At 65.3% G+C, this 19,359-nt stretch carries 15 protein-coding genes and 1 pseudogene; 7 read left to right on the top strand and 9 right to left on the bottom strand.

Annotated elements, in window-relative coordinates:
• Nucleotides 1-855, bottom strand: a complete 855-nt coding sequence (locus H537_RS0130490; protein WP_238446858.1) for a DotI/IcmL family type IV secretion protein — start codon at nucleotides 853-855, stop codon at nucleotides 1-3.
• Between the two features lie 708 nt (nucleotides 856-1,563).
• Entirely contained in the window at nucleotides 1,564-4,488 is a 2,925-nt protein-coding gene (locus H537_RS46380) for a UvrD-helicase domain-containing protein (RefSeq protein ID WP_238446857.1), read from the bottom strand.
• Between the two features lie 569 nt (nucleotides 4,489-5,057).
• Here H537_RS46380 and H537_RS0130480 point away from each other — a divergent pair.
• A complete protein-coding gene (locus H537_RS0130480) occupies nucleotides 5,058-5,468 on the top strand; it encodes an HU family DNA-binding protein (protein WP_029000914.1) in 411 nt (136 codons plus the stop codon).
• A 232-nt stretch (nucleotides 5,469-5,700) separates the two neighbouring features.
• Here H537_RS0130480 and H537_RS0130475 read toward each other — a convergent pair whose 3' ends face one another.
• Nucleotides 5,701-5,928 carry an SWIB/MDM2 domain-containing protein gene (locus tag H537_RS0130475; RefSeq protein ID WP_051243802.1) on the bottom strand — a complete coding sequence of 76 codons (228 nt, stop codon included), beginning with the start codon at nucleotides 5,926-5,928 and terminating at the stop codon, nucleotides 5,701-5,703.
• A 960-nt stretch (nucleotides 5,929-6,888) separates the two neighbouring features.
• Between H537_RS0130475 and H537_RS0130465 the strand changes: the two genes are divergently transcribed.
• From H537_RS0130465 to H537_RS0130450, 4 genes are all read left to right on the top strand, one after another.
• Nucleotides 6,889-7,206 (top strand): helix-turn-helix domain-containing protein, encoded by a 318-nt coding sequence (locus H537_RS0130465; protein ID WP_029000911.1) that lies wholly within the window; start codon nucleotides 6,889-6,891, stop codon nucleotides 7,204-7,206.
• Nucleotides 7,203-7,895 (top strand): YkgJ family cysteine cluster protein, encoded by a 693-nt coding sequence (locus tag H537_RS49860; protein WP_051243679.1) that lies wholly within the window; start codon nucleotides 7,203-7,205, stop codon nucleotides 7,893-7,895. Before H537_RS0130465 ends, H537_RS49860 begins: the two co-directional genes overlap by 4 nt.
• A gap of 430 nt (nucleotides 7,896-8,325) precedes the next feature.
• Nucleotides 8,326-9,015: a glutathione S-transferase family protein gene (locus H537_RS0130455; protein ID WP_029000910.1), complete on the top strand. Its 690-nt coding sequence runs from the start codon at nucleotides 8,326-8,328 to the stop codon at nucleotides 9,013-9,015.
• Nucleotides 9,016-9,127: 112 nt separating this feature from the next.
• Nucleotides 9,128-10,831 carry a helix-turn-helix domain-containing protein gene (locus H537_RS0130450; protein WP_156902023.1) on the top strand — a complete coding sequence of 568 codons (1,704 nt, stop codon included), beginning with the start codon at nucleotides 9,128-9,130 and terminating at the stop codon, nucleotides 10,829-10,831.
• Between the two features lie 298 nt (nucleotides 10,832-11,129).
• Here H537_RS0130450 and H537_RS0130445 read toward each other — a convergent pair whose 3' ends face one another.
• From H537_RS0130445 to H537_RS0130430, 4 genes and pseudogenes are all read right to left on the bottom strand, one after another.
• Nucleotides 11,130-11,327 (bottom strand): hypothetical protein, encoded by a 198-nt coding sequence (locus H537_RS0130445; RefSeq protein ID WP_156902022.1) that lies wholly within the window; start codon nucleotides 11,325-11,327, stop codon nucleotides 11,130-11,132.
• Nucleotides 11,328-11,826: 499 nt separating this feature from the next.
• Entirely contained in the window at nucleotides 11,827-12,873 is a 1,047-nt protein-coding gene (locus H537_RS0130440; protein ID WP_375136345.1) for an alpha/beta hydrolase, read from the bottom strand.
• A 383-nt stretch (nucleotides 12,874-13,256) separates the two neighbouring features.
• Nucleotides 13,257-13,427 (bottom strand): annotated as a pseudogene (locus H537_RS0130435) (MFS transporter); the annotation flags it as partial.
• Between the two features lie 2 nt (nucleotides 13,428-13,429).
• The gene (locus H537_RS0130430) at nucleotides 13,430-14,281 is read right to left on the bottom strand and encodes an aldo/keto reductase (protein ID WP_029000905.1); all 852 of its coding nucleotides are present in this window, start codon (nucleotides 14,279-14,281) and stop codon (nucleotides 13,430-13,432) included.
• A 123-nt stretch (nucleotides 14,282-14,404) separates the two neighbouring features.
• On the opposite strand from H537_RS0130430, the gene H537_RS0130425 reads away from it, so the two are divergent.
• The gene (locus H537_RS0130425; RefSeq protein WP_029000904.1) at nucleotides 14,405-15,388 is read left to right on the top strand and encodes a LysR family transcriptional regulator; all 984 of its coding nucleotides are present in this window, start codon (nucleotides 14,405-14,407) and stop codon (nucleotides 15,386-15,388) included.
• Between the two features lie 200 nt (nucleotides 15,389-15,588).
• Here the strand turns inward: H537_RS0130425 and H537_RS0130420 are convergent, their stop codons facing one another.
• Nucleotides 15,589-17,283, bottom strand: a complete 1,695-nt coding sequence (locus tag H537_RS0130420; protein ID WP_029000903.1) for a site-specific integrase — start codon at nucleotides 17,281-17,283, stop codon at nucleotides 15,589-15,591.
• 120 nt (nucleotides 17,284-17,403) lie between these two features.
• On the bottom strand, nucleotides 17,404-18,318 hold the full coding sequence (locus tag H537_RS0130415; RefSeq protein ID WP_029000902.1) for a LysR family transcriptional regulator: 915 nt from the start codon (nucleotides 18,316-18,318) through the stop codon (nucleotides 17,404-17,406).
• 109 nt (nucleotides 18,319-18,427) lie between these two features.
• Between H537_RS0130415 and H537_RS46365 the strand changes: the two genes are divergently transcribed.
• Nucleotides 18,428-19,359 (top strand): mandelate racemase/muconate lactonizing enzyme family protein (locus H537_RS46365; protein ID WP_043460742.1); only part of this gene is annotated, 932 nt, incomplete at its 3' end.

Here is a 19,359-nt window from a genome sequence, read left to right as displayed (position 1 = left end):
TTATCGCGGCTGGGTCACCAGCTGCCCGACCGAAATGCCCAGGATGTTGTCGAGCGTGGGCACGCGCGTGACGCGAACGGTGGCGCGGAACCGTTGCGCGGGCATCTCGCTGGTCTGCCCCGCCAAACGCAATTCGAGCGGGGCCTCGACATACCAGACGTAGATGCCGTTCTCGACACCCTCCTTGACCAGCACGCCCGTGCCCACCGAACTGGAGAGGTTCATGCGCCGGGCCTTGACGAGGTCCAGGATGTTCGATGCCTTGAGCGATTGCAGGAACGAGGCGTAGCCCTCGCGCGTGTAGCGCAAGCGAACGCTCTCCAGCTGGGCCTGGTAGTTGGTGAAGTCCAGGGTGAACGACTCGTTGAGCGTGTCCTTGGCGAACTGGATGACGGTTGGCGCTTTCGTGTAGGGCCGGCTCAGCGGGACCAGTTGCAGGAGCCGGCCGTTGTCCGAGGCGAAGTATTCGCGCACCGGGTTGAGGGCCGCGAAAGCGAGGATCACGTTGAGGAACACCGATGCGGCCAGGCCGCCGGCGAGGATGAAGTTCAGCTTGACGGCGCTCCTGGCGAGCCATTGCAGCAGCCGGCGGCCGAGCTCGGCCTGCACGGCCGGCTTGACGACGTCCTCGGTGCGATGCAGCTGGCCCAGCGCGTTGGCGAGGTCCTGCTCGAAGCTCAAGGTGCTGGCGCACGCCGCCTGGCCCGATGGCGATGCAGCCTCGCGACCGGTGGCGTTGCCCGACACCGGGGCAGCTGCACCCGCGCGCTGGTCTTGGGTAACCGGCGTGGTGGGCGCCACGTCGTCAGCGCGTACCGCGAAGGGCAGGTGAGACGCGTCTTGCAATGCGGCCACGGGATCACCTCTTGCGTTCCGTATTGAGCACACTATACGGAAGCAAAAACCGCCGGCAACCCCGTCAGCAACGCCAAGAGCGCGCTTCACTCTGAAAAGCTACATACGAGAAGCCAACATTCCCCCCTACCCCACAATGGACTCCGCCTCATGAGGCGCACCGCCGCCCTCCCTCCCCCTGCCAAGACCCACACACCACCCCCGGTTGCGGCCGTGAAAAGTCAGGACCAGGAAATACCAGGGAGAAACAGCCGCGGTTCAGAGGAGCGGATGGGGTGGGCAGTATCAGGTATGTTGTTTTTGTGCTGTGGACGGGATTGCGGCTATCTCTACTGGGACGCCAGCGCCGTCGCCCGCCATGCCCTTGACTCGGCCACGGGCCAGCCATCTGGTGCACGATTTCAGCTCGTCAAGCGCACTGGCAGCTGCAGGAGCTGCTGAGCTATGTGCAGACCTGGTCCGCGTGAAGGGAGCCGCCAAGGTTTTGGGTGAGCAGCCTCTCGTCGATCTACGCGCCAGCCTTGCCCGCGCCTGGGGTGATGCGTCCACGCGCGCCGCATCGTGCGTTGGCCGTTGGCACTGCGTGTCGGCCGCGTGTGAATAGAGCCGGATGTCGACGCCCACCATGGCAGCCGGCCGCGGCCGCCATGTACCGCCTTTGTTGCCGAACCGCGCCAGCCGCTGGTGCAACAACACGCATCAGGCCGCCTACTGTGAGCCGACCGTACGGGAGCCGCGGGGATGTGCAAACTCGCCGGACTGGTCACGCGTGAACTTGCATGCGGGGTAGGTGCTGCAGCCCAGGAAAGGGCCGTATCGGCTCTGGCGGTTCACCAGAAAACCGCCGCTGCATCGGGGACACATTTCCCGCTCGCTGTCCGAGCCGTCTGCTTTGCGCACCGCCAGGCCATGGGCCCGCACCAGCTCCATCAGGAAAGGCGACTCCTTGCCAGCGACGGTGATGAGCGTCACGCTGGAGCGGGCCCGTGTAAGCGCCACGTAGAACAGCCGCCGCTCCTCGGCCCACTCGAAGTCGTCGCCCTGAGGCATTGCCAAGCGCAGCACCGGATCGTCCGCCACCCGGCTCGGGAAGCCCATGGTGCCCGACGTCATGCAAGGCAGGATGACGTGGTCTGCCTCGGTGCCCTTGGACGAGTGCACGGTCATGAAGCGAACCTCGGCGCTTGCGTTCGGCGCACTGGCTGCTGGCGGCAGGAAGCGCCGGTCCTTTCTGTACCGTCCGAGCACGTAGATGCTGCGGGCGGCCCTGCGACCACCATTGGGTTGCGCACCGAGCTCGTCGATGCACTGCGCCACCGCAGCCGCGATCTGCGCCTCGCTGTCCACGCTGACGACACACACGGGCAGCGCAACGTCGGGCTGGGCCGACACCACCCGCTTGGCCAGCTGCTTCGGGTTTTGCATCACGAAGCCGCTGCTGATGTCGCACAGCGACTGTGGACAGCGAAACGTCGTCTCCAGCCGCAGGATTTCTGACCCTCCAAACGTGGCCTCGAAATCCGTCATGACTTGCAGATCCGCGCCAGCGAACCGGTTGATGCCTTGCCAGTCATCGCCCACGGCGAACAGGCAGCGATCTGGCTCGCGCACCAGGCTCGTCACCAGCCGGGCCCGTGCCTGGCTGGCGTCCTGGAACTCGTCCACCATCACGAGCTCGTAGGGGCTCCTCCAGCGACCCTGCTCGATGCAGTCGCTGGCGACATTGAGCATGTCCTCGTAGTCGATGCAGTCCTCATCCTTGAGGCGCTTCTCCCAGGCGTCGCGGATGCGCTCGAAAAGCATCAGGAAGACACCGTGACGGTACTTGAACGGGCCAGCTGCGCCAGCTTCCAGGCGCTGGCGAATATCGGCAATGGTCAGGCGGTTGCTCTTGGCGTGGGTCAAGAAAGTGCGCAACGTTTGAGCAAGCCTCGGGTTCTCCATTGGCGGGCGCCCCTTCACCGGACGGTCCGGGTTGGGATCCAGCACGACACCGCGCTTCGTGAGCTCCCTGGCGAGGTAACGAAACGCCTGCCCGTCCCAAAGCTGGGCCACGGTGGTTTCCAGCAAGGTCGTGCCGTGCTCGCGGTGGGTCTGCCGCTTCCACGCCATGCCGGCTTCGTAGTCCTTGAACGCCTTGGGCGGGCGGCCACGCTGGTCCAGCGCCCAATGCTCCAGGTAGGCGTCGATGGCAGGCAGGTAGAAATCCGGCCGGTACTGGCGATGCTTCGCGTCGGCTGTGGGCACTCTGTAGCGTGCCTCGTACTCGTACTCGACCCCGTTGTAGAAAAGCCAGTTGGCGATGAGCTGCTCGCCGCGGCTCTTGACGGCCTCACCGTTGAGGGTCCAGAAGTCCGGTTGGCGCGTCTGCGGGTGCCGGGCCTCTGCGGCCTCGGCATCCTCTCCCGGAGAAGGGAGCTCCTGCGCCAGCACCAGCCGGAACAGGTCCCAGTGGGCCCGAAAACCGAGGTCCTCGTCCTTGAGCCGGTCCACAATCTCCAGCAGCGCCTCAATGTCGCGCCCGTTCTCCAGCCAGGGCGCCAACGTTGGCCGCCGCCCGGTCGCCATGCCGATGACTTCCAAGCCAAAGGCGTGGAACGTCCGGGCCACGACCTTGCCCGTTGGCAGCCCCAGGCGTTCAAAGCGCTGCTCCATGCGCTGTCCCAACTCGGCTGCTGCGTCCCGGTTGAAGGCCAGCATCAGAATCCGCTCCGGCGCGAAGTAGCCCTTCGTCAGCGCGTAGGCTGCCTTGGCGACCATGGTCGAGGTCTTGCCCGAGCCGGCTGACGCCACCAGCAAGACCCGGTTGTCCAAGCAAACCACCGCCCTCGCCTGCTCCGGCGTGAGCGGCGTCTTCTCCACAGCGTCGAAGAAGTCCTTGGACGCCTGCAGCTGCCGTTCCAGGTGGCGCTGGTTGACGAGGCGAGCCGCTTCGCCCAAGTCCTTGCGCCAAAGAGCGACCGCATCGCGTTCACGTTGCTCGCGACCTTGAAGAGCCTGGACAACGGCTGGATGGGATAGCAGTCTCTGTGGATCCTGGGGCTTGGCGGCATCCTGGGCAGCGATGAAATCCCGTGTGAGCCAGCCGCGGCGCCGCAGCTGTGCCGTGCAAGCGGCTCTGCAGGCGTCGGCCCACGCGACAATCGGCCCGATGGCCCGGTCCAGGCGGGCCAGAAGCTGCTGCAGGCGGTGGGCTTCAAGGGCCTGCCGGCGTACCGCAGCCAACGTCTCGGCCATCTTCCGGGCCTTGCCGTTCGGGATGCCGTCCAGCTGCAATACCTCGCGCCCTGGCAACGACACCGTCACGGCCGACCAGATCACGCCTGGCTCGACGACGATGGCATCGAGCTGCAGCAAGCCGACCGGATAAGCGCTGTCCAGGACCGTGATGACGGCACGGTCCTGGTCCAAGCTGAGCGTCCACGCCTTGGAGGCCGTCAGCAGCTTTCCCAGACGCGACGAGGCCCAGGCCTTGTCCATGCCCGCCAGCTGCTTCTTCAAAGCCCGTGCTCGCGGCAAGAAGGCTGCGTAACCCGGTCGTTCGGCAATCCTGATGGAGCTGGCGCGGGAAGTGTCTGCTGCCCGGCATGCAGCGCAAATGGGAACCAGGCCCATTGCCAGGCCAGCATCCATACCTCGAGCAGCGCCATGAACGCCGGCACGGCCTCCATCGTCCCGGCCAGCTCTGCGGCCGGGAGCGCATGGACGGAACCTTCCGAGCACCCTAACGGCTGACGGGGCAGCGAAGCCGAATCCTCCGCCAATTGCACCAGCGCGAGCCTGACTCTCATGTTCTGCTACTCAGTTTTGCCAAGATTATCGACTGGCATGCCAGCCGCATGACACGCAGGACGTGGCGCGCTGTCCTACCGGCAGGGCCGCGGACACAGGTTTTCCAGGCCGCGCACTTTACACATAACCGAGGCGTCGACGGATCGCGGTGGGCCGACAAAGCCGCTACTGTCGGAGAGATCGTCTGGCGGTGGGGTCCAGCAGAAGGCAAGCACCCGTGGCGCGGGACGCGACAAGGTGGGGCCGGACAAGGAAAAGTGACCTTCTTGTGCTTTTCCCATGATCCGGACCATCCGTTGCGCTCGCTTTGCAGAGCCCCCGATCCCGCAAGCAACAATTTGGGTGCCCACGGCAAGAAGCGTTGCGCACAAATGTCAGAATCGCGTTCCCATTGACCATGCAAACAACGCATGAACCGTACCGACCTCGCTGCCCTGCTGGCAGAAAATCACGAACTCTCCAAGGCGAGCGCCACGAAGGTGCTTGACACCGTGATCGACACTTTGTGCACCGAGCTCAAGAAGGGCAACGCCGTGGCCCTGGCAGGTTTTGGCACCTTCAAGGTTGGCCAGCGCGCCGCGCGTGTGGGCCGCAACCCCAGCACCGGCGACAAGTTGAAAATCGCCGCGCGCAAGGTGGTGAAGTTCTCGGCCTCCACGTCGCTGGCGGGACTGGTGGATCCAAAGCTCGCCAAGGCCCGTGCCGAGAAGGCTGCCGCAAAGCAGGCTCTCAAGGCGCCGGCCAAGAAGGCCCCGGCCAAGACCGCTGCTGCACCCGCGAAAAAGGCCGCCAAGAAGGCGGCAACGAAGAAGGCCGCCTGAAGCAGTCACTGGAGCAGCATGACGGGCCCGGCACCACCGCTGCTCCAGCGCACATGCCTGCCGTGCTCCAGGACCAATCAAAAAGCCCTGCAGCGCGGGGCATTTCCAGCATGGCGTTTTGAATGGGAGCCGAGTTGCTATCGGCACTGAGGCAGTTTGCCGCCCTGACGGCACGCAAAGCTCAAGCCGCGCAGAGGACGCGCGGCCACGGCATGCACCGTCCGACGCCGGTTCAAGCCATGTGCTTGCTGACCAGCCCCGTCATCTCGAACATCGTGACCTCGTCCTTGCCCATGACCGCTTTCAATGCGCCGTCGCACAGGATGTTTCGTTTGTTCGCCGGGTTCTGCAGGTTGTGCTGCTTGATGTAGTCCCAGAGGCGCTTGGTGACTTCTGTGCGCGGCTGCGCATCGGGCCCGATGATGGCCGCAAGCTCGGGGCTGGGCTTCAACGCCTTCATGAAGGCGCTGTTCTTCTGGATTTCGACTTTTGCCACGAAGAGATCCTCCTATGTAATGGCGTGCCGCGATGGTGCCTCAAAAAGGCCGGACCTTGTCATGCCCGGCTCAAAGTTACGGTGCACCAAGCGACCTCGAGGGCTGGCTGCTGCTACTGAAGCCGTGATGATGGCACTGCGTCTGCAGTGCAGCGACTGCTTCCAGACGATTTCAACCAGGAAACCGCTGCAGTCGCTGATCTTGCTGCCGTCCTCGGTTGCGGGCCACAGTTGCACGCGGCCTTGCAGGCGTGGCAGCTCGGAGAAGCAAAGTGGTCTACAACGCAACCTTCACCGCCAGGCTCTACCGGACTACGCAGCTCATCGATCGACAGGCTTCTCAGCACGGCATCCCCACAGTCCCACCAAGAGGCTCCGCCGGGAGTCAGTGGCGCCATACGTGGCCAACGTGCTCAGGTTGACACCGAAGGCGCCGGCCGGCCACGCACAGCGCGTGGTCGGAGTACTCGCGGCTCAAGCGCAGCCACTCGCCGCGCTGGCGCTGCACAGCTTCCTGGCGCCGTTGCCACGACAGCCCTTGCAGCTGGGCCACGCCGGCCCAGGCATGCGCGATCGTAAAGCCACAGACCAGGTCAGGCGACTCCAATCGCGCCGCCATGGTGGAAGTCCGTTTCCAGCGACAAAGAAGACACTCAGCATGCGAGTCGCCGGGCATTGCAGGCGCCGTGGTCAGCCCCCGCTGCCCTGGTGCTCGCCCAGCGGGACGCACTCGGCTGGCGGCAGCCGCGCCCTGGAGAAGAGCCTGTTGGTCCGTACCTCGTTGCTGACCAGGCATGGCGCCATGCCGATACCACGACCCGGCCCCAGGACCGCCACGGGGGCTCTCCGGCTTCACCGTTCCCAAGGAATAGAATAATTCAATTATACTTGATCAAAAATGCTAAACAAGTTCAAATATATTTGATGCCGCGTGCTCCGAAGATGACCAGGGAACTTCCGGCCGCAATCACCAAGACGCTCGCAGCCTTGGGGGCCAACTTGCGCCTGGCGCGCGAACGCCGTGGCATGACCATCCGTGAGCTGGCCGCTCAGCTCAACGCCTCGGTGCCCACCATCATCAGTCTTGAGCGGGGGGAGAGCACGGTGTCCATGGCGATCTACGCCGCGGCGCTGAACTTCTACGAGCGGCTGGAATGGCTGCCCGATCTGGTGGATCCCCAGTTCGACCGGGAAGCCCTGCGCATCGAGCTCGCCGGCATCCGGCCACGGAACCGGCGGTGAAACTCAAGGACGTCTGGCTGCAACACGCAAGTGCCGCCGCCACGCCTGATGCCGGCACCCAGACGTCGAGCGCGGCCGCACAGACACGGCTCCCGCCGGCAGTGCGCATGCGCATCGCGCAGATCGACGACCATGCCGCGCGTGGCGCCGAACGCGCCAACCAGGCGCTCGCCCCCCATGCCCAGGCCCTCGGCCAGGAGCTCGATGCCGTGCGCCGCTCCACGGACCCTGCGCGCGTCGCCTTGTCCCGGCTGCGTGGGCTGGCGGGCCGATTCTCCGAGATACTCTCACCGGTGAGCGCATGCAGCAAGGCCTGCAATCATTGCTGCCACATCCCCGTGATGGTGGCGGAAAGCGAGGCACAGCTTATCGGCTACGCACTGCGCTTGAAGCCGCGGCGGGTCAAACGCTCGCCCATCCTTGAGCAAGGTCGTTACGGCTACGACATGCCGTGCACGTTTCTCGCCGCCGACGGCAGCTGCTCCATCCACGCGCACCGGCCGCTGAACTGCCGGCTGCAGCTCAACGTGGATGTGGACGAGTTGTTGTGCCGCCTTGTCGAAGGCATCGCCGTGCCGGTCCCGCTGGCCAACACGGCTCAGTTCAAGGCCGTGTACCTGACGCTGTGCCACGGTGACACGGTGGCCGACATCCGGGAATGGTTTCCCCAGGCACCAACCCTGCCTTGAACCAGGGCCCATGACGCCTTGTACCGTGGCTGGTGAACCGCCGCATCGCCGTCCCGAGACGCACGCATTCCGGCTTGACGCGCTGGGAGCCCCACTCGGCGTTGCGCAGTACCGGCCGCCCCGGCCTTGGACCGACGATTCTTTGACCAAGTCGCGCTTGGCCTGCATGTCCTGCCACCACGGCGCGGCGCCATCCGGGGGACCGAGGACGCAGACCCGCTATACCGTTGAGTTTTTATCTAAACTGGCATGTGCTTGCCCCAGTGCGAGTTGCACGCTCGATGCCTGCGACGGCGCTTGTGGGGATACCCGGGCCAGTGACTTGGCGACTGGCTCGTGCATTGCCGTGGCTGCGCCCTGCCAGACGCCACTGCAGGCTGCAGCCCGCAGCGTGCACCATGCGGTCGCGGCCCCTTATCAAGGAGATTCCATGCTGAAGTTCTACTACTCGCTGGCCCCCAACCCGATGAAAGTGGCGCTCTTCCTCGAGGAGGCCGGCCTGTCCTACGAGCCGATCCCGGTGGACACGCGCAAGGGCGAGCAGCACGCGCCGGCGTACACGGCCATCAACCCCAACGCCAAAGTGCCCGCCATCGTCGATGGAGCGACCACTGTCTTCGACAGCAGCGCCATCCTGCTGTATCTGGCGGAGAAGACCGGCCAGTTCCTGCCCGCGCCCGAGGCCCGCGGCGAGATGCTGTCGTGGCTGATGTTCACCGCCTCGGGCATCGGCCCCTTCACCGGGCAGTGCGTGCACTTCAAGCACTACGCCCCCGAGCCGGTGCCCTACGCGCTCAACCGCTACGACTACGAGGCCTGGCGGCATTGGAAGCTCGTCGAGCAGCACCTGGCCGAGCGCGAGTGGATGCTGGGCGAGCACTACACCCTGCTGGACATGGCCGTCTGGGGCTGGGCGCGTGCGGTCCCCTTCGCGCTCGGCCCCGACGCCTGGCAGCAGCTGCCCAACGTCAAGCGGCTCCTCGATGCCATCAATGCCCGCCCCGCGGCACAGCGCGTGGAGGCGCTCAAGGAACGCCATGCCTTCAAGGCCGAGATGGATGACGAGGCACGGCGCGCGATGTTCCCGCAGAACGAGCGGCTGAAAACAGCGTCTTCCTGACCGTGGCGGCCGCCAGCCGCGATAGCCCCCCCGGGAAAAGCACTGGCACGAAACTCGCTCGACAGCGAACGCACTTCTTGTCCGCAGGACCAAGACGCAAGGCGCGACAGCCTTGCCTGTAGAAATTTTGAGGGAGCTCCATTTGGCAAAGCCTGATTGGCAACCGAAGCAGCGCGACCGCGGCCGCAGCCGCGACCGTGGCTACCGCGAGCCGGTGCGGGATAACGTCATCCTGCACCCGGCGTCGAACCCACGCCCGAAGGGGCCACGGCAGGACAACGCCAAGGTGCAAGTCGCCAAGCAAGGGGTCAATGGCGCCTTGCGTGCTGCAAATCTGCGCCTGTTGCTGGAACACACGCCCGTGCGGGAAGCCTTGGCGCTGGTGGCCGAGGTGCCCCTGGAGCGGCTGGAAGCCATGTCGCAGGGAGCCCTGTGCCCCGACGAGACGGCGTTCCATATCGAAAGGACCCTGAAGCTGCCCGGCAAGTGGCTTGACGGGCTCAACAAGGAGGTTCCGGCGCGCACGCTGGATCTGTTGAAGAACCCCGACCAGGCTGCCCTGCATGACGACGACGATCTCGAGGAGGGTGCCTCGGACCCGTTGTCCGAGGAGAACCTCACCTCTGCGCAGCCCGCGGCAGCGGCTGCAGCCGTGCCCCAACCAGCGCCCGTCCCGACGCAGGCCCAAGTTGCCGGTGCCGCGGCTTCCAAGTCCGTGGAGCCATCCTCCGCCGCCACGAACCAAGACGCTGGGCAAACGGATCGAGAAGCTGCCACCCCGGCCACTGGCCGCGCCAAAGCCCTTGCCGGCCCTGGACGCTCGCCAACGGCCGGAAAGCGCCCTGCAACGGCGTCCAGGCGCGCGGCCACCGTCGCTGAAGCGCAGCTGCCCCTGTCCGAGATAGCCCCCCCCTCGCAGTCCGGCTCGATGCAGACCTCCTCCATGTCCACTCCCGAGATGCGCAGGCAGAACCTGACCGTGCTGCTCCAGGGCAAGGGCGCGAAGAGCGCGCTGGCCAGGGTGCTCCATGCCAAGCCGCCGTACGTGTCGGCCATGCTCAGCGGGCGCAAGAGCCTGGACAAGGAGCTCTGCCAGGGCATGGCGCGCGCGCTGGGCTTGCCCGATGACTGGTTCGAGGCGCCGCGTTCGGCTGCGGACATTCCTGCCACCACGCTGCAACGCCTTGCGCCCTTGCGAGACGCGGCCGCCGACGCCGACGTCAACCCCACCCCGGGCAGCAGCGGCACAGCGCCGGCGGTACCCGCACCCACGGCCGCCAGCAACACCGCCGGGGCAGCGACTTCAGCCGCGGCTGCGCCGAGTGGGCCCAGTACCGCGCCGGCGGGCCCTGCTGCAAGCGCTGCGGCCTCCCAGGCCACTGCGGTCGAGCCAAAGGGACGGCGCACCCGGGCGAGCGCATCCCAACGAGGTAGCCAGCAGCTCCTCGAGCCTGCTGACCTGGCCGCTGAACTCACCAGCGCGCCTGCGGCCGCTGCGGACCTGCCGGCACCAGCGGAAGGTGAAGCTCAGCCAGCAGCGCCAGAGCCTGCGCCTGTACGGCAGACCGAAGCCACGGCTTCCCCTGCACCGGTCTTGAGCGCTGCGCCGGTGCAGGCTCCAGCCGTGGAAAGCCCTCGACAGCTCCCTGTGCAACCTGTGGCCTTCACGCCGATGGTGTCGCAGCCCCTGGTCATCGAAGGCGGTCTGGCGCCCATCACGGAAGCGCTCATCAAGATGCTGGTGCTCAAGGCCCGGCAAGGCGCGCTCTCGGAAGACAAGGCCTTCGAGCTGCTGGGATCGGTGCGCCTGCTTTGACCGGGGGCTGGCGTTCTTCCTACAGCCCAGTGTCCTGTGCGCCAGCCGACGGGCATCGAGGACATGCCCAAGGTGCGCCACCACCGCCGAAACAACGAGGGCGGCGTCCGGACACGGGGACGCGCCTGCCAGGCCCGGCTGTCAGCCGGCGCTCATGCAGGCCGCCGAAGCCGCCTGGGCAGGAGGGTGACACGCACGCCCTGCCACCAGCGGGGCGGCTCGGACAATCTATCCGGATTCGGATCGCGGTCGCAGGCCTGCGCAGGCCGTGCGGGGAGACTCGGACAACAGTCCAGGCTCAGCGTGAGCCGGCGGCCCACTGCATCACGAGCGCGGGCTCGGCGCCGAACCGCTCGCGCAGCGCGAAGATCTCGTGCCGGACTTGCCGAAGGCTCAACTCGCCGCGAAAGGCACGCCGCTCCAGATCAGCCATGGCCAAGAGGTATTCGGCGGGCGGTGCTTCGGCAGGTCGGCGGGAAAGCGAGTTGTTGTCCATGATCAGCGTCTGAGTGGAGAGGGCTACCGCCAAGGGCGCTCATCCAGCCAGGGGGCTGATGAACACCTCAGCTATCGGTGTGCTGCATGACGCCAATTGTCATTTCTCAAGCGCAGCCGTGCATCACGGAAATCACGTAAGCCCAAACCCTGGCCTGTTGGGCACCCGGTGTTACTTCAAGGAGCAGTCGGCGGACCTCATGACCTTGCGTCGAATTGAAGAAAGAGAGCATGAAGTGAGCACTCGAAACCACCCCCCGAAGACACAGATTGCCGAAGACGGCTTGCGCCACACGTCCAAGGCAGCAGGATCGGCCTTTGCCACAAGCTGAAGCAGCTACGCCTGCAATACCACTCGTTGTGCCCTCAATGGATCTGCACGCTCAAGCCTCGTCCGCTGCGTCAAATTGAGGCTCGCCGGCGAGTTCGATATGACAAATACGGAATGTAGATGTTGGGCGGGCGCTAAAACTCGCTGATTCATTGGCTCGGGTCGCTGGTCAATCCAGCTTCTTCTCGCCGAGGAACTTCGACACGAGGTCCGCAATCTCGACGTTGTTCAGATCAGACATCAGGAAATGGGTGTTGCCCCGGATGCCGATCTGCGGGAGATGCACCAGCCGAGCGTCGCCGCCGTGCCTATTGACAGCATCCACCCAGAGCCGAGCCATGGCCAGCCGCACGCGCCAGTTGTCCTGGCCACGCTCAGCGGTCGGGGTGACGGAGAAGTTGTCTCCGTAGTAGATGATGATCGGGAGGTGGGTAAGCTTCTCGAAGTCCGCAAGCGGCACCGCCTCCGGCATCAGCGTGCCGGCTGCGCTCGGCATAGCGGGTGGCAGTTCGCCTGGCGGAAAGATGAAGCCGCTGCCCGGCTCGAAGGCGACGACGGCCTTGACGTTCGGGTTCCTGATCGCGGTCAGCCAGCCCGGGCCGCCCCCCTGGGAATGGGTGAACAGGATGGCCGGGCCGACCTTGGCGAACAACGCCGACATGGCGTCTGCAATCACACCAGCGTCGTAGGGCCCGGTGTTGGGCGTGACCGAACGCAAGAACTGGTTCAACGTTTCGGGCTTCCGATCAAACTGCACGTTGTCGAAGTAGTTCGGCCACTTGCCGATGCGGAACTGGTCGAAGAACAGCTGGTCGTTGGGCGACGGCTCGACCGAAGCCGCGACGGTGCTGTTGCCCGCGCGCCCACGGCGCGGCTGGTCGACCAGGTAGACCGGAAAGCCTCGGCGTAGGAACAGGGTCTGAAAGCCTTCTCTACCGTCCGAGGTGGTCTCCCAACTGCGTGCGGATTGGAAGGCGCCATGCAGCATCACGATGGGCAGCACCCGGTGGTTCTGCGGCACTTGATAGAACGCGTAGAGATGGTCGCCGTGAAAGCTCTGCCCCGAAGCTGTAGGCTTATTGTTGTCATAGTCGCCGGGGGCCTTCAGCACGGTTCCGCCGACGGCAAAGCTCCCCTGCGCCTGGATCACCAACGGAGCAGAGGCATCACTCGAGCTGTTGCGTGGGGTAGCGCAGCCGGACAGCAGCGCCGCCATGGCAACGGCTACGATCAAAGGGAGTCGGGGGACATTCATGCTCAACCTTTCGATGCCGCGAGGGCCTGTGTGAGTGCTTCGTTCGCGTGGGCCGCGACCGCGGCGTTAACCGTGTCCGCTAGCGCTTGCACCAACTGCCGCAATGGCGCGAAGCTCAGGGCCACGCGCAGGCTGGCATGCATGTGCGAGCGCAACCGTGCCCCAGCGCCAGGCGTGGCCGCGAGAGCGCCACCGTCGCCAACTCGCGGCTCTGCCAGTCGAAGCTGTTGCGCTCGAAGATGTCACCGAGCAAGTGCCGCAGCAGCAACCGATCGATGCGTGGCGCGAAAGCGAATACGGCGCTTTGAACCGGCCCGCCGGAAATGTCAGTCTGGTTCGAAGATGTAGGCATTGATCACCCAGGAAAGCTCGGCGGCACTGAAGCCTAGGCTGGCTTGGATTCGCGGCAGACCGGTGATGACAATAGAGATGTCCACCACAATCGTCAGGTAACTGGCCAGCACGGCGTAGGCGCTGCGCTGCAGCGACCGAGGTTGGCAGACGGTTCTGACCATCCTCAGATGTCTAGCTTTCGTTCGGACATCCACTTGACGATGGCCGGATCGCGGTGCGAGAAGAAACTGCTCGTGTTGGTGTCAAGTGCCGCGATACGGGCCAGATCAGCTTCGTTGAGTTCGAAGTCGAAGATGGCGATGTTCTCGGCCATGCGCTCCTTGCGCACCGACTTGGCCAGGGCAACGATGCCTCGCTGTGTGAGCCAGCGCAGCACAACTTGGCCCACGGACTTGCCATGGCGCTTGCCGATGTCGCTGAGCACTGCGTTCTGGAAGAGATTGTTGCGGCCTTCCGCGAACGGCGCCCAGGCCTCAGCTTGCACGCCGATGTCCTTCATGAAGGGAACGCTCTCGAGTTGCTGCTGGAATGGGTTCACCTCCACCTGGTTGACGGCAGGCGTAATTTCGTTGAACGCCTTGATGTCCATCAGCCGATCCGGCTGGAAGTTGCTGACGCCTATGGCGCGCAGCTTGCCCGCCTTGTAAGCGTCCTCCATGGCGCGCCAGGACCCGTGCACATCGCCGAAGGGCTGATGGATCAGGTACAGGTCCAGGTAGTCCAGTTGCAAACGGCGCAGCGACTTGTCGATGGCCTGCTGGGTACGTTCGTAGCCGGCTTGCTGCACCCACAATTTGGTCGTCACGAAGAGCTGGTCACGTGCCACGCCACTGGCCTTGAGGCCCGAGCCGACCGCCTCCTCGTTCATGTAGGAGGCAGCCGTGTCGATGAGCCGGTAGCCCGTGTGGATGGCATCGACCACGCTGCGCTCGCACTCTCGTGCGTCCGGGATTTGGAAAACGCCGAAGCCCAGCATGGGCATCTGGACACCGTTGTTCAGGGTGACGTGTTGCATGGCGGGTCCTTCCGTGTTCAATGAATTGAACTCTAGGCACCTAAGTCGCATCCGAATAGTGATCGATAGGTTGTTTGATAGGCATTCAAATGCGGATAATCGATTGAAGGACGTATCCTCAAAATGGCCATCAACGAGCTTCGGTCCATCTCCACGTTCATCAAGGCTGCGGAGCTGGGGAGCCTGCGCAAGGCGGCACACGCGCTCAGCATCAGCCCTCAGGCCGCCAGCAAGGCGCTGGCACAGTTGGAAGCCCATCTCAACGCGCGGCTGTTTCATCGCACGACGCGGGTGATGTCTTTGACGGACGCTGGCCAGCGACTGCTGGAGGATGTTCAGCCGGCGTTGCTTGGCATGCAGCGTGCGCTGCAGAACGCCCAGACAGCCAAGGATGAGTTCGCTGGGCCTTTGCGCATCACCGGTCCGCGCACGACCCTCCAGCCGATCCTCTGGCGCCTGGTTGAGGAGTTCTGCGAGCAGTACCCCGACATTCAGCCGGATGTGCTTCTGGACGACCGGGTAGGTAACTGGGTGGAGGACCGTGTGGACGTGGGCTTCTGGCTCGGCCTGTCACCACATGAGGGGGTCATCGCGCGAAAGCTGTTCCCGCTGCAGATGGTCATTTGTGGCGCGCCGGCCTATTTCCAGCGCTATGGCGTGCCAGACTCGTTGGCGGCCCTCACCAGCCATCGATGCAGCGCTTTTCGCCATCCGGGTACGGGCAAGGTCGCGCCGTGGCATGTAAAGCTGGGCGACCAGGCGGTGGACCAGCCAGTCGTCCCCGCGATCTGCAGCAACGACGAGGTTTTCGAGTTGCAGGCCGTACTGGCGGGGAAGGTCTTGGGACAATTGGCGGGCGTCACAGCGGCTCCCTATATCCGCTCAGGTCAGCTCGTTCCCGTCCTGGCTGAACACATGCCGGACTTCGCCAGCTACTTCGTGTACTTTGGCAGTCGGACGTCACAACCCGCGCGGGCTCGGGCGTTCATCGACCTGGCTGTTCAGCGGCTTACAAACAACCCGGAGTACGTGCTCAACGACAAGGAGTTGCATCGATCCGGGCACAAGCGTCCTCCCAAGCCCAGGCGAGCCTCTCGTCGTAGCTGATGCATGGTGGTTAGCCAGCCATGCTGGACGGTGTCGCTCCATCCCGACGACACCAGCACGCGTCCCGGGGTAGATGGACTCTTCGTGCAAATAGGTGCGCTTTGACTTAAAAAGTCATTGCGTGACAGCGACTTACTAAAATTTGAATTACGGCGATGGCAGTTTGGCCGTGTAAATCGGTGCGTTTTGCGGTGGGAATATCACCGTTTGCCATGGCCAGAAAACGCCGCCGCGATCTGCCTGGCGCGTCGCTCGTCGTCGGCGTGCAGGTACAGCGACGTGGTGGACACCGACGCGTGGCGCAGGTTGTCGCGTACCGTGGTGAGGTCGGCACCGGATTCGAGCGCATGCGAGACATGGCTGTGACGCAGCCAGTGAGGTGAGGCCTGGCCCAGCTTCTCGGCCAGCGCCGGGTTGACGTCAGCGAGCACCGTGGCTGCCGTTGCGAAGAAGCGTTTGAGCGCCGCCCACAGCCGCCTGGCGATGATGGCGGTCCCATCGTCCAGGCTGCCCAACAGCGGTGTGCCCGGATCCCACTTCGCTAGGCTCACGGGCAACTGGCGCTGCACCAGATAGGTTTCCAGCGCGCTGCGCGCAATGAGGGGCAGCACGACCTTGCCGGGCTTGCTGCCCTTGCCGACCACGCGCAGCCAGACCTCGCCGCCAGCGTCGATCTCGACGTTGCCCAGCACGGCGTTCACCAGCTCACTGGCACGCAGCCCCGTGCCGAAGCCGAAGTCCAGTACGAAGCGCATGCGCTGCGCTGCGGCCGGCGTCCACCCGTACGACCATTCCAAGGCGTCGGCGACCGTGCGCAGAAGTTGCCACTCGCCGCCGGAGAACCCCCGTGTCGTGTCCAGGCCGGCCACGCGTGCCCCGCGCACGCGGATGCCGGCAAACGGGTTGGCCAGCACATAGCGCTTGGCGATGAGCCGGCGGAACAGCGCGCCCAGCACCGACAACGCGTAGGCAATGGAGCGCGGCGAGAGGCCGCCGGTGAAAGGCCGCCACAGCGGCGAGGAACGCGCCGTCGCAGGGCCGACCCAGCGCGAGCGCAGTGCCGGATGCCGCAGGAACGCGCGGTAGGCCGCGGCATCCTCGGTGGTGAGCGAGGACAGCGCCAAGCCGCGTTCGAAAATGGCCCAGAGCATCAAGCGCTCGGCCTCCTTGCGGTAGGCGCGCTGGGTGGCCGGCGCCTCGTGCATCGACAGCCAGGTCTGCACGGCCTCGTAGTCGTTGTTGGCCCGTAGGGAGCACGACTCGCGTGGCGCCCGGAAGGTGCCTTGGGTGCCATCGCCCTCGCTGGGCACGACGATGCGCTCCCACGGGCGCACGTCACCGACCGAGGGTGCGGTCACCAGCGCCCGGGCCCGCTCGGTGAGGTCGGGGTGCGCAGCGAAGAAGCCCTCCACCTGGGCTGCCATGGACTGCCCGAGCCCGGCAATGCCGTTCCACCAGCGCCGCCGGCGCGGCACGCGCAGCGTGAGCACGGCCAAGGTTTTGATGCCGGCCCTGTGCAGCACGGCCGCCACGCGCGGCGGCAGCCAGCGGCTCACGTCGTCGCCGATGAGCGGCTGCGGGATGGGTGCGTGGCGCAGCGCCTCGACCGCCTGCGCGACGTCGCGTGCGGCCGCAGCGCCCTTGCGCGCCGTGCCCGTGAAAAGCCGTGCCAGGTCCCCGCGCTGGCGGCTGGCCGCGAAGGCGGCGAGCTGCCGGCGGATGTCGCTGATCACGGAACGCGACGAGCCGCCAGGGAGCCACCGCTCGGGTATGAAGTGCGTCACGGCCTCTCGCGAGGACATGCCCTCGTGCCAGGCCCGCAGAGCCGAGAGCGCTGCGGCATCGGGCAGCGGCTGCGCTCTGGCGAGCTCGGCGGTAGACAGCCGCATTTCCATGCCAGCCAGTTTAGTGCTGCGACGGTGCTGATCCGATAAGCAGAATTATTTGATCAGCGATGAACTCCACGACGGCTTGCGCAGCTTCACCGGCGTTCACACGAAGTTGGCTGCAGGCGCTCAGGGTGCTGCGTCCTTCTGCTTGACAGCGGTCCAGAAGTCCTCGCCCGCAGCGCCAACGGCAGCGCGATCCCGGTACAGCCGGATGTCCAGCGCGATGCGCCAGTCTTCAGGTGCCGCCGCAACCAATCGGCCACTGGCCAGGTCTTCTCGGATCAGTGTCGCCGGCAGCCAAGCCACGCCTCGCCCGCTGAGCGCCATTGTCCTGAGCACGGATGCCAGGTGAGCTGTGAACACGGTGTGCGTGTGCAGCCGCTCCATCACTGTTCCACGGACCTGCTTCAGGATGCGTGCAAGGCCTGATTCGGTGCTGTAGCCCAGAAGCTGAACCGAAGCGACTTTGCCCTTAATGTCCAGCCGGTGGGCGGGCGCTCCCGCCTCGTCAGGGGCCGATACCGGAATCAACTCGTCCGAGCCCACGCGCACCGACGGGTAGCCACCTGCCTGCAACGGGCCGGGCGCCAACTCGTGGGCGTGGCTCAGCACGAACTGCACCTGGCTTTGCAGCAGAAGCGCTTCGCAGGTCTGCTGCACGTCCGACAGCAGCCGGATCGGTCCCATGCTGGTATGGGCCTCCAGACTGCGCAGCCAGTCTGGCATGAAGGTGAACGACAGCGCATGCGTGGCCGCGAAGCGCAGCGTCGTCGAATGGGCCTCGGCGATGGCACGCGCCTCGCCCGGGATGCGGGCCACATCGGCCAGCAAGTCCTGCGCGACCTTGCGGAACCATTGCCCGGTCTCGGTCAACCGCACGGGCTGGGAACTGCGGTCAAAAAGATCGACGGCCAGCCATTCCTCAAGAGCGCGGATGCGCCGGCTGAAGGCCGGCTGGGTCATGTGCCGCTCCTCCGCGGCGCGCGAGAAATTGCCGCTCGCGGCCAGCGCCAGGAAGTCATCGAGCCAGGTGAGGTTCATAGGCCATGCCGTGCAGGCATCAAAGACAAGAAAAACAGCATTGGCCGCATTCCGCGGCAATCGGGATCATCGCACCCACTGACCCACCCCTCACAGCACGGAGACATCCATGAGAATCGTCGAGATCCGCGAAAAGACCTTCCCGATTTCCAGTCCGATCCGCAACGCGTACATCGACTTTAGCAAGATGACGCTGAGCCTCGTGGCCGTCGTCACCGACGTGATCCGCGACGGCAAGCCGGTGGTGGGCTATGGCTTTAACTCCAACGGCCGCTACGGCCAGGGCACGCTGATGCGCGACCGGTTCATCCCGCGCATCCTGGAAGCCGAGCCGGAGTCCCTGATGGCCGACGACGGCAAGAACCTGGACCCGCACAAGATCTGGAACACCATGTTCACCAACGAGAAGCCCGGCGGGCATGGTGAGCGCTCGGTGGCCATCGGCACCATCGACATGGCCGTGTGGGACGCCGTGGCCAAGATCGAGGGCAAGCCGCTGTTCCAGCTGCTGGCCGACCGCTACGGCAACGGCAAGCCCAACCGCGAGATCTTCGTCTATGCCGCGGGCGGTTATTACTACCCGGGCCAGGACCACCAGAAGCTCAAGGACGAGATGCGCAGCTACATTGACCGCGGCTACACCGTGGTCAAGAAGAAGATCGGCGGCGCCTCGCTTGACGAGGACCTGCGCCGCATCGACTCCATCCTGAGCGTGCTGCAGGACGGCCAGAAGCTGTGCGTGGACGCCAACGGCCGCTTCGACCTCGACACGGCCATCGCCTACGCCAAGGCGCTGTCGCAGTACGACCTGTTCTGGTACGAGGAGCCGGGCGACCCGCTGGACTTCGAGCTCCAGGCCACGCTGCGCAACTACTACAAGAACCCGATGGCCACGGGCGAGGACCTGTTCTCCATGCAGGATGCCCGCAACCTGATCCGCTACGGCGGCATGCGCCCGGACCGTGACTGGCTGCAGTTCGACTGCGCCCTGAGCTACGGCCTGGTCGAGTACCTGCGCACGCTGGACATGCTCAAGGAGCA

The sequence above is a fragment of the Azohydromonas australica DSM 1124 genome (assembly GCF_000430725.1).
GTDB classification, from domain to species: domain Bacteria; phylum Pseudomonadota; class Gammaproteobacteria; order Burkholderiales; family Burkholderiaceae_C; genus Azohydromonas; species Azohydromonas australica.
The sequence above is the reverse complement of the archived record's forward strand: the minus strand, read 5'-3'. Positions and strand labels throughout refer to the sequence as shown.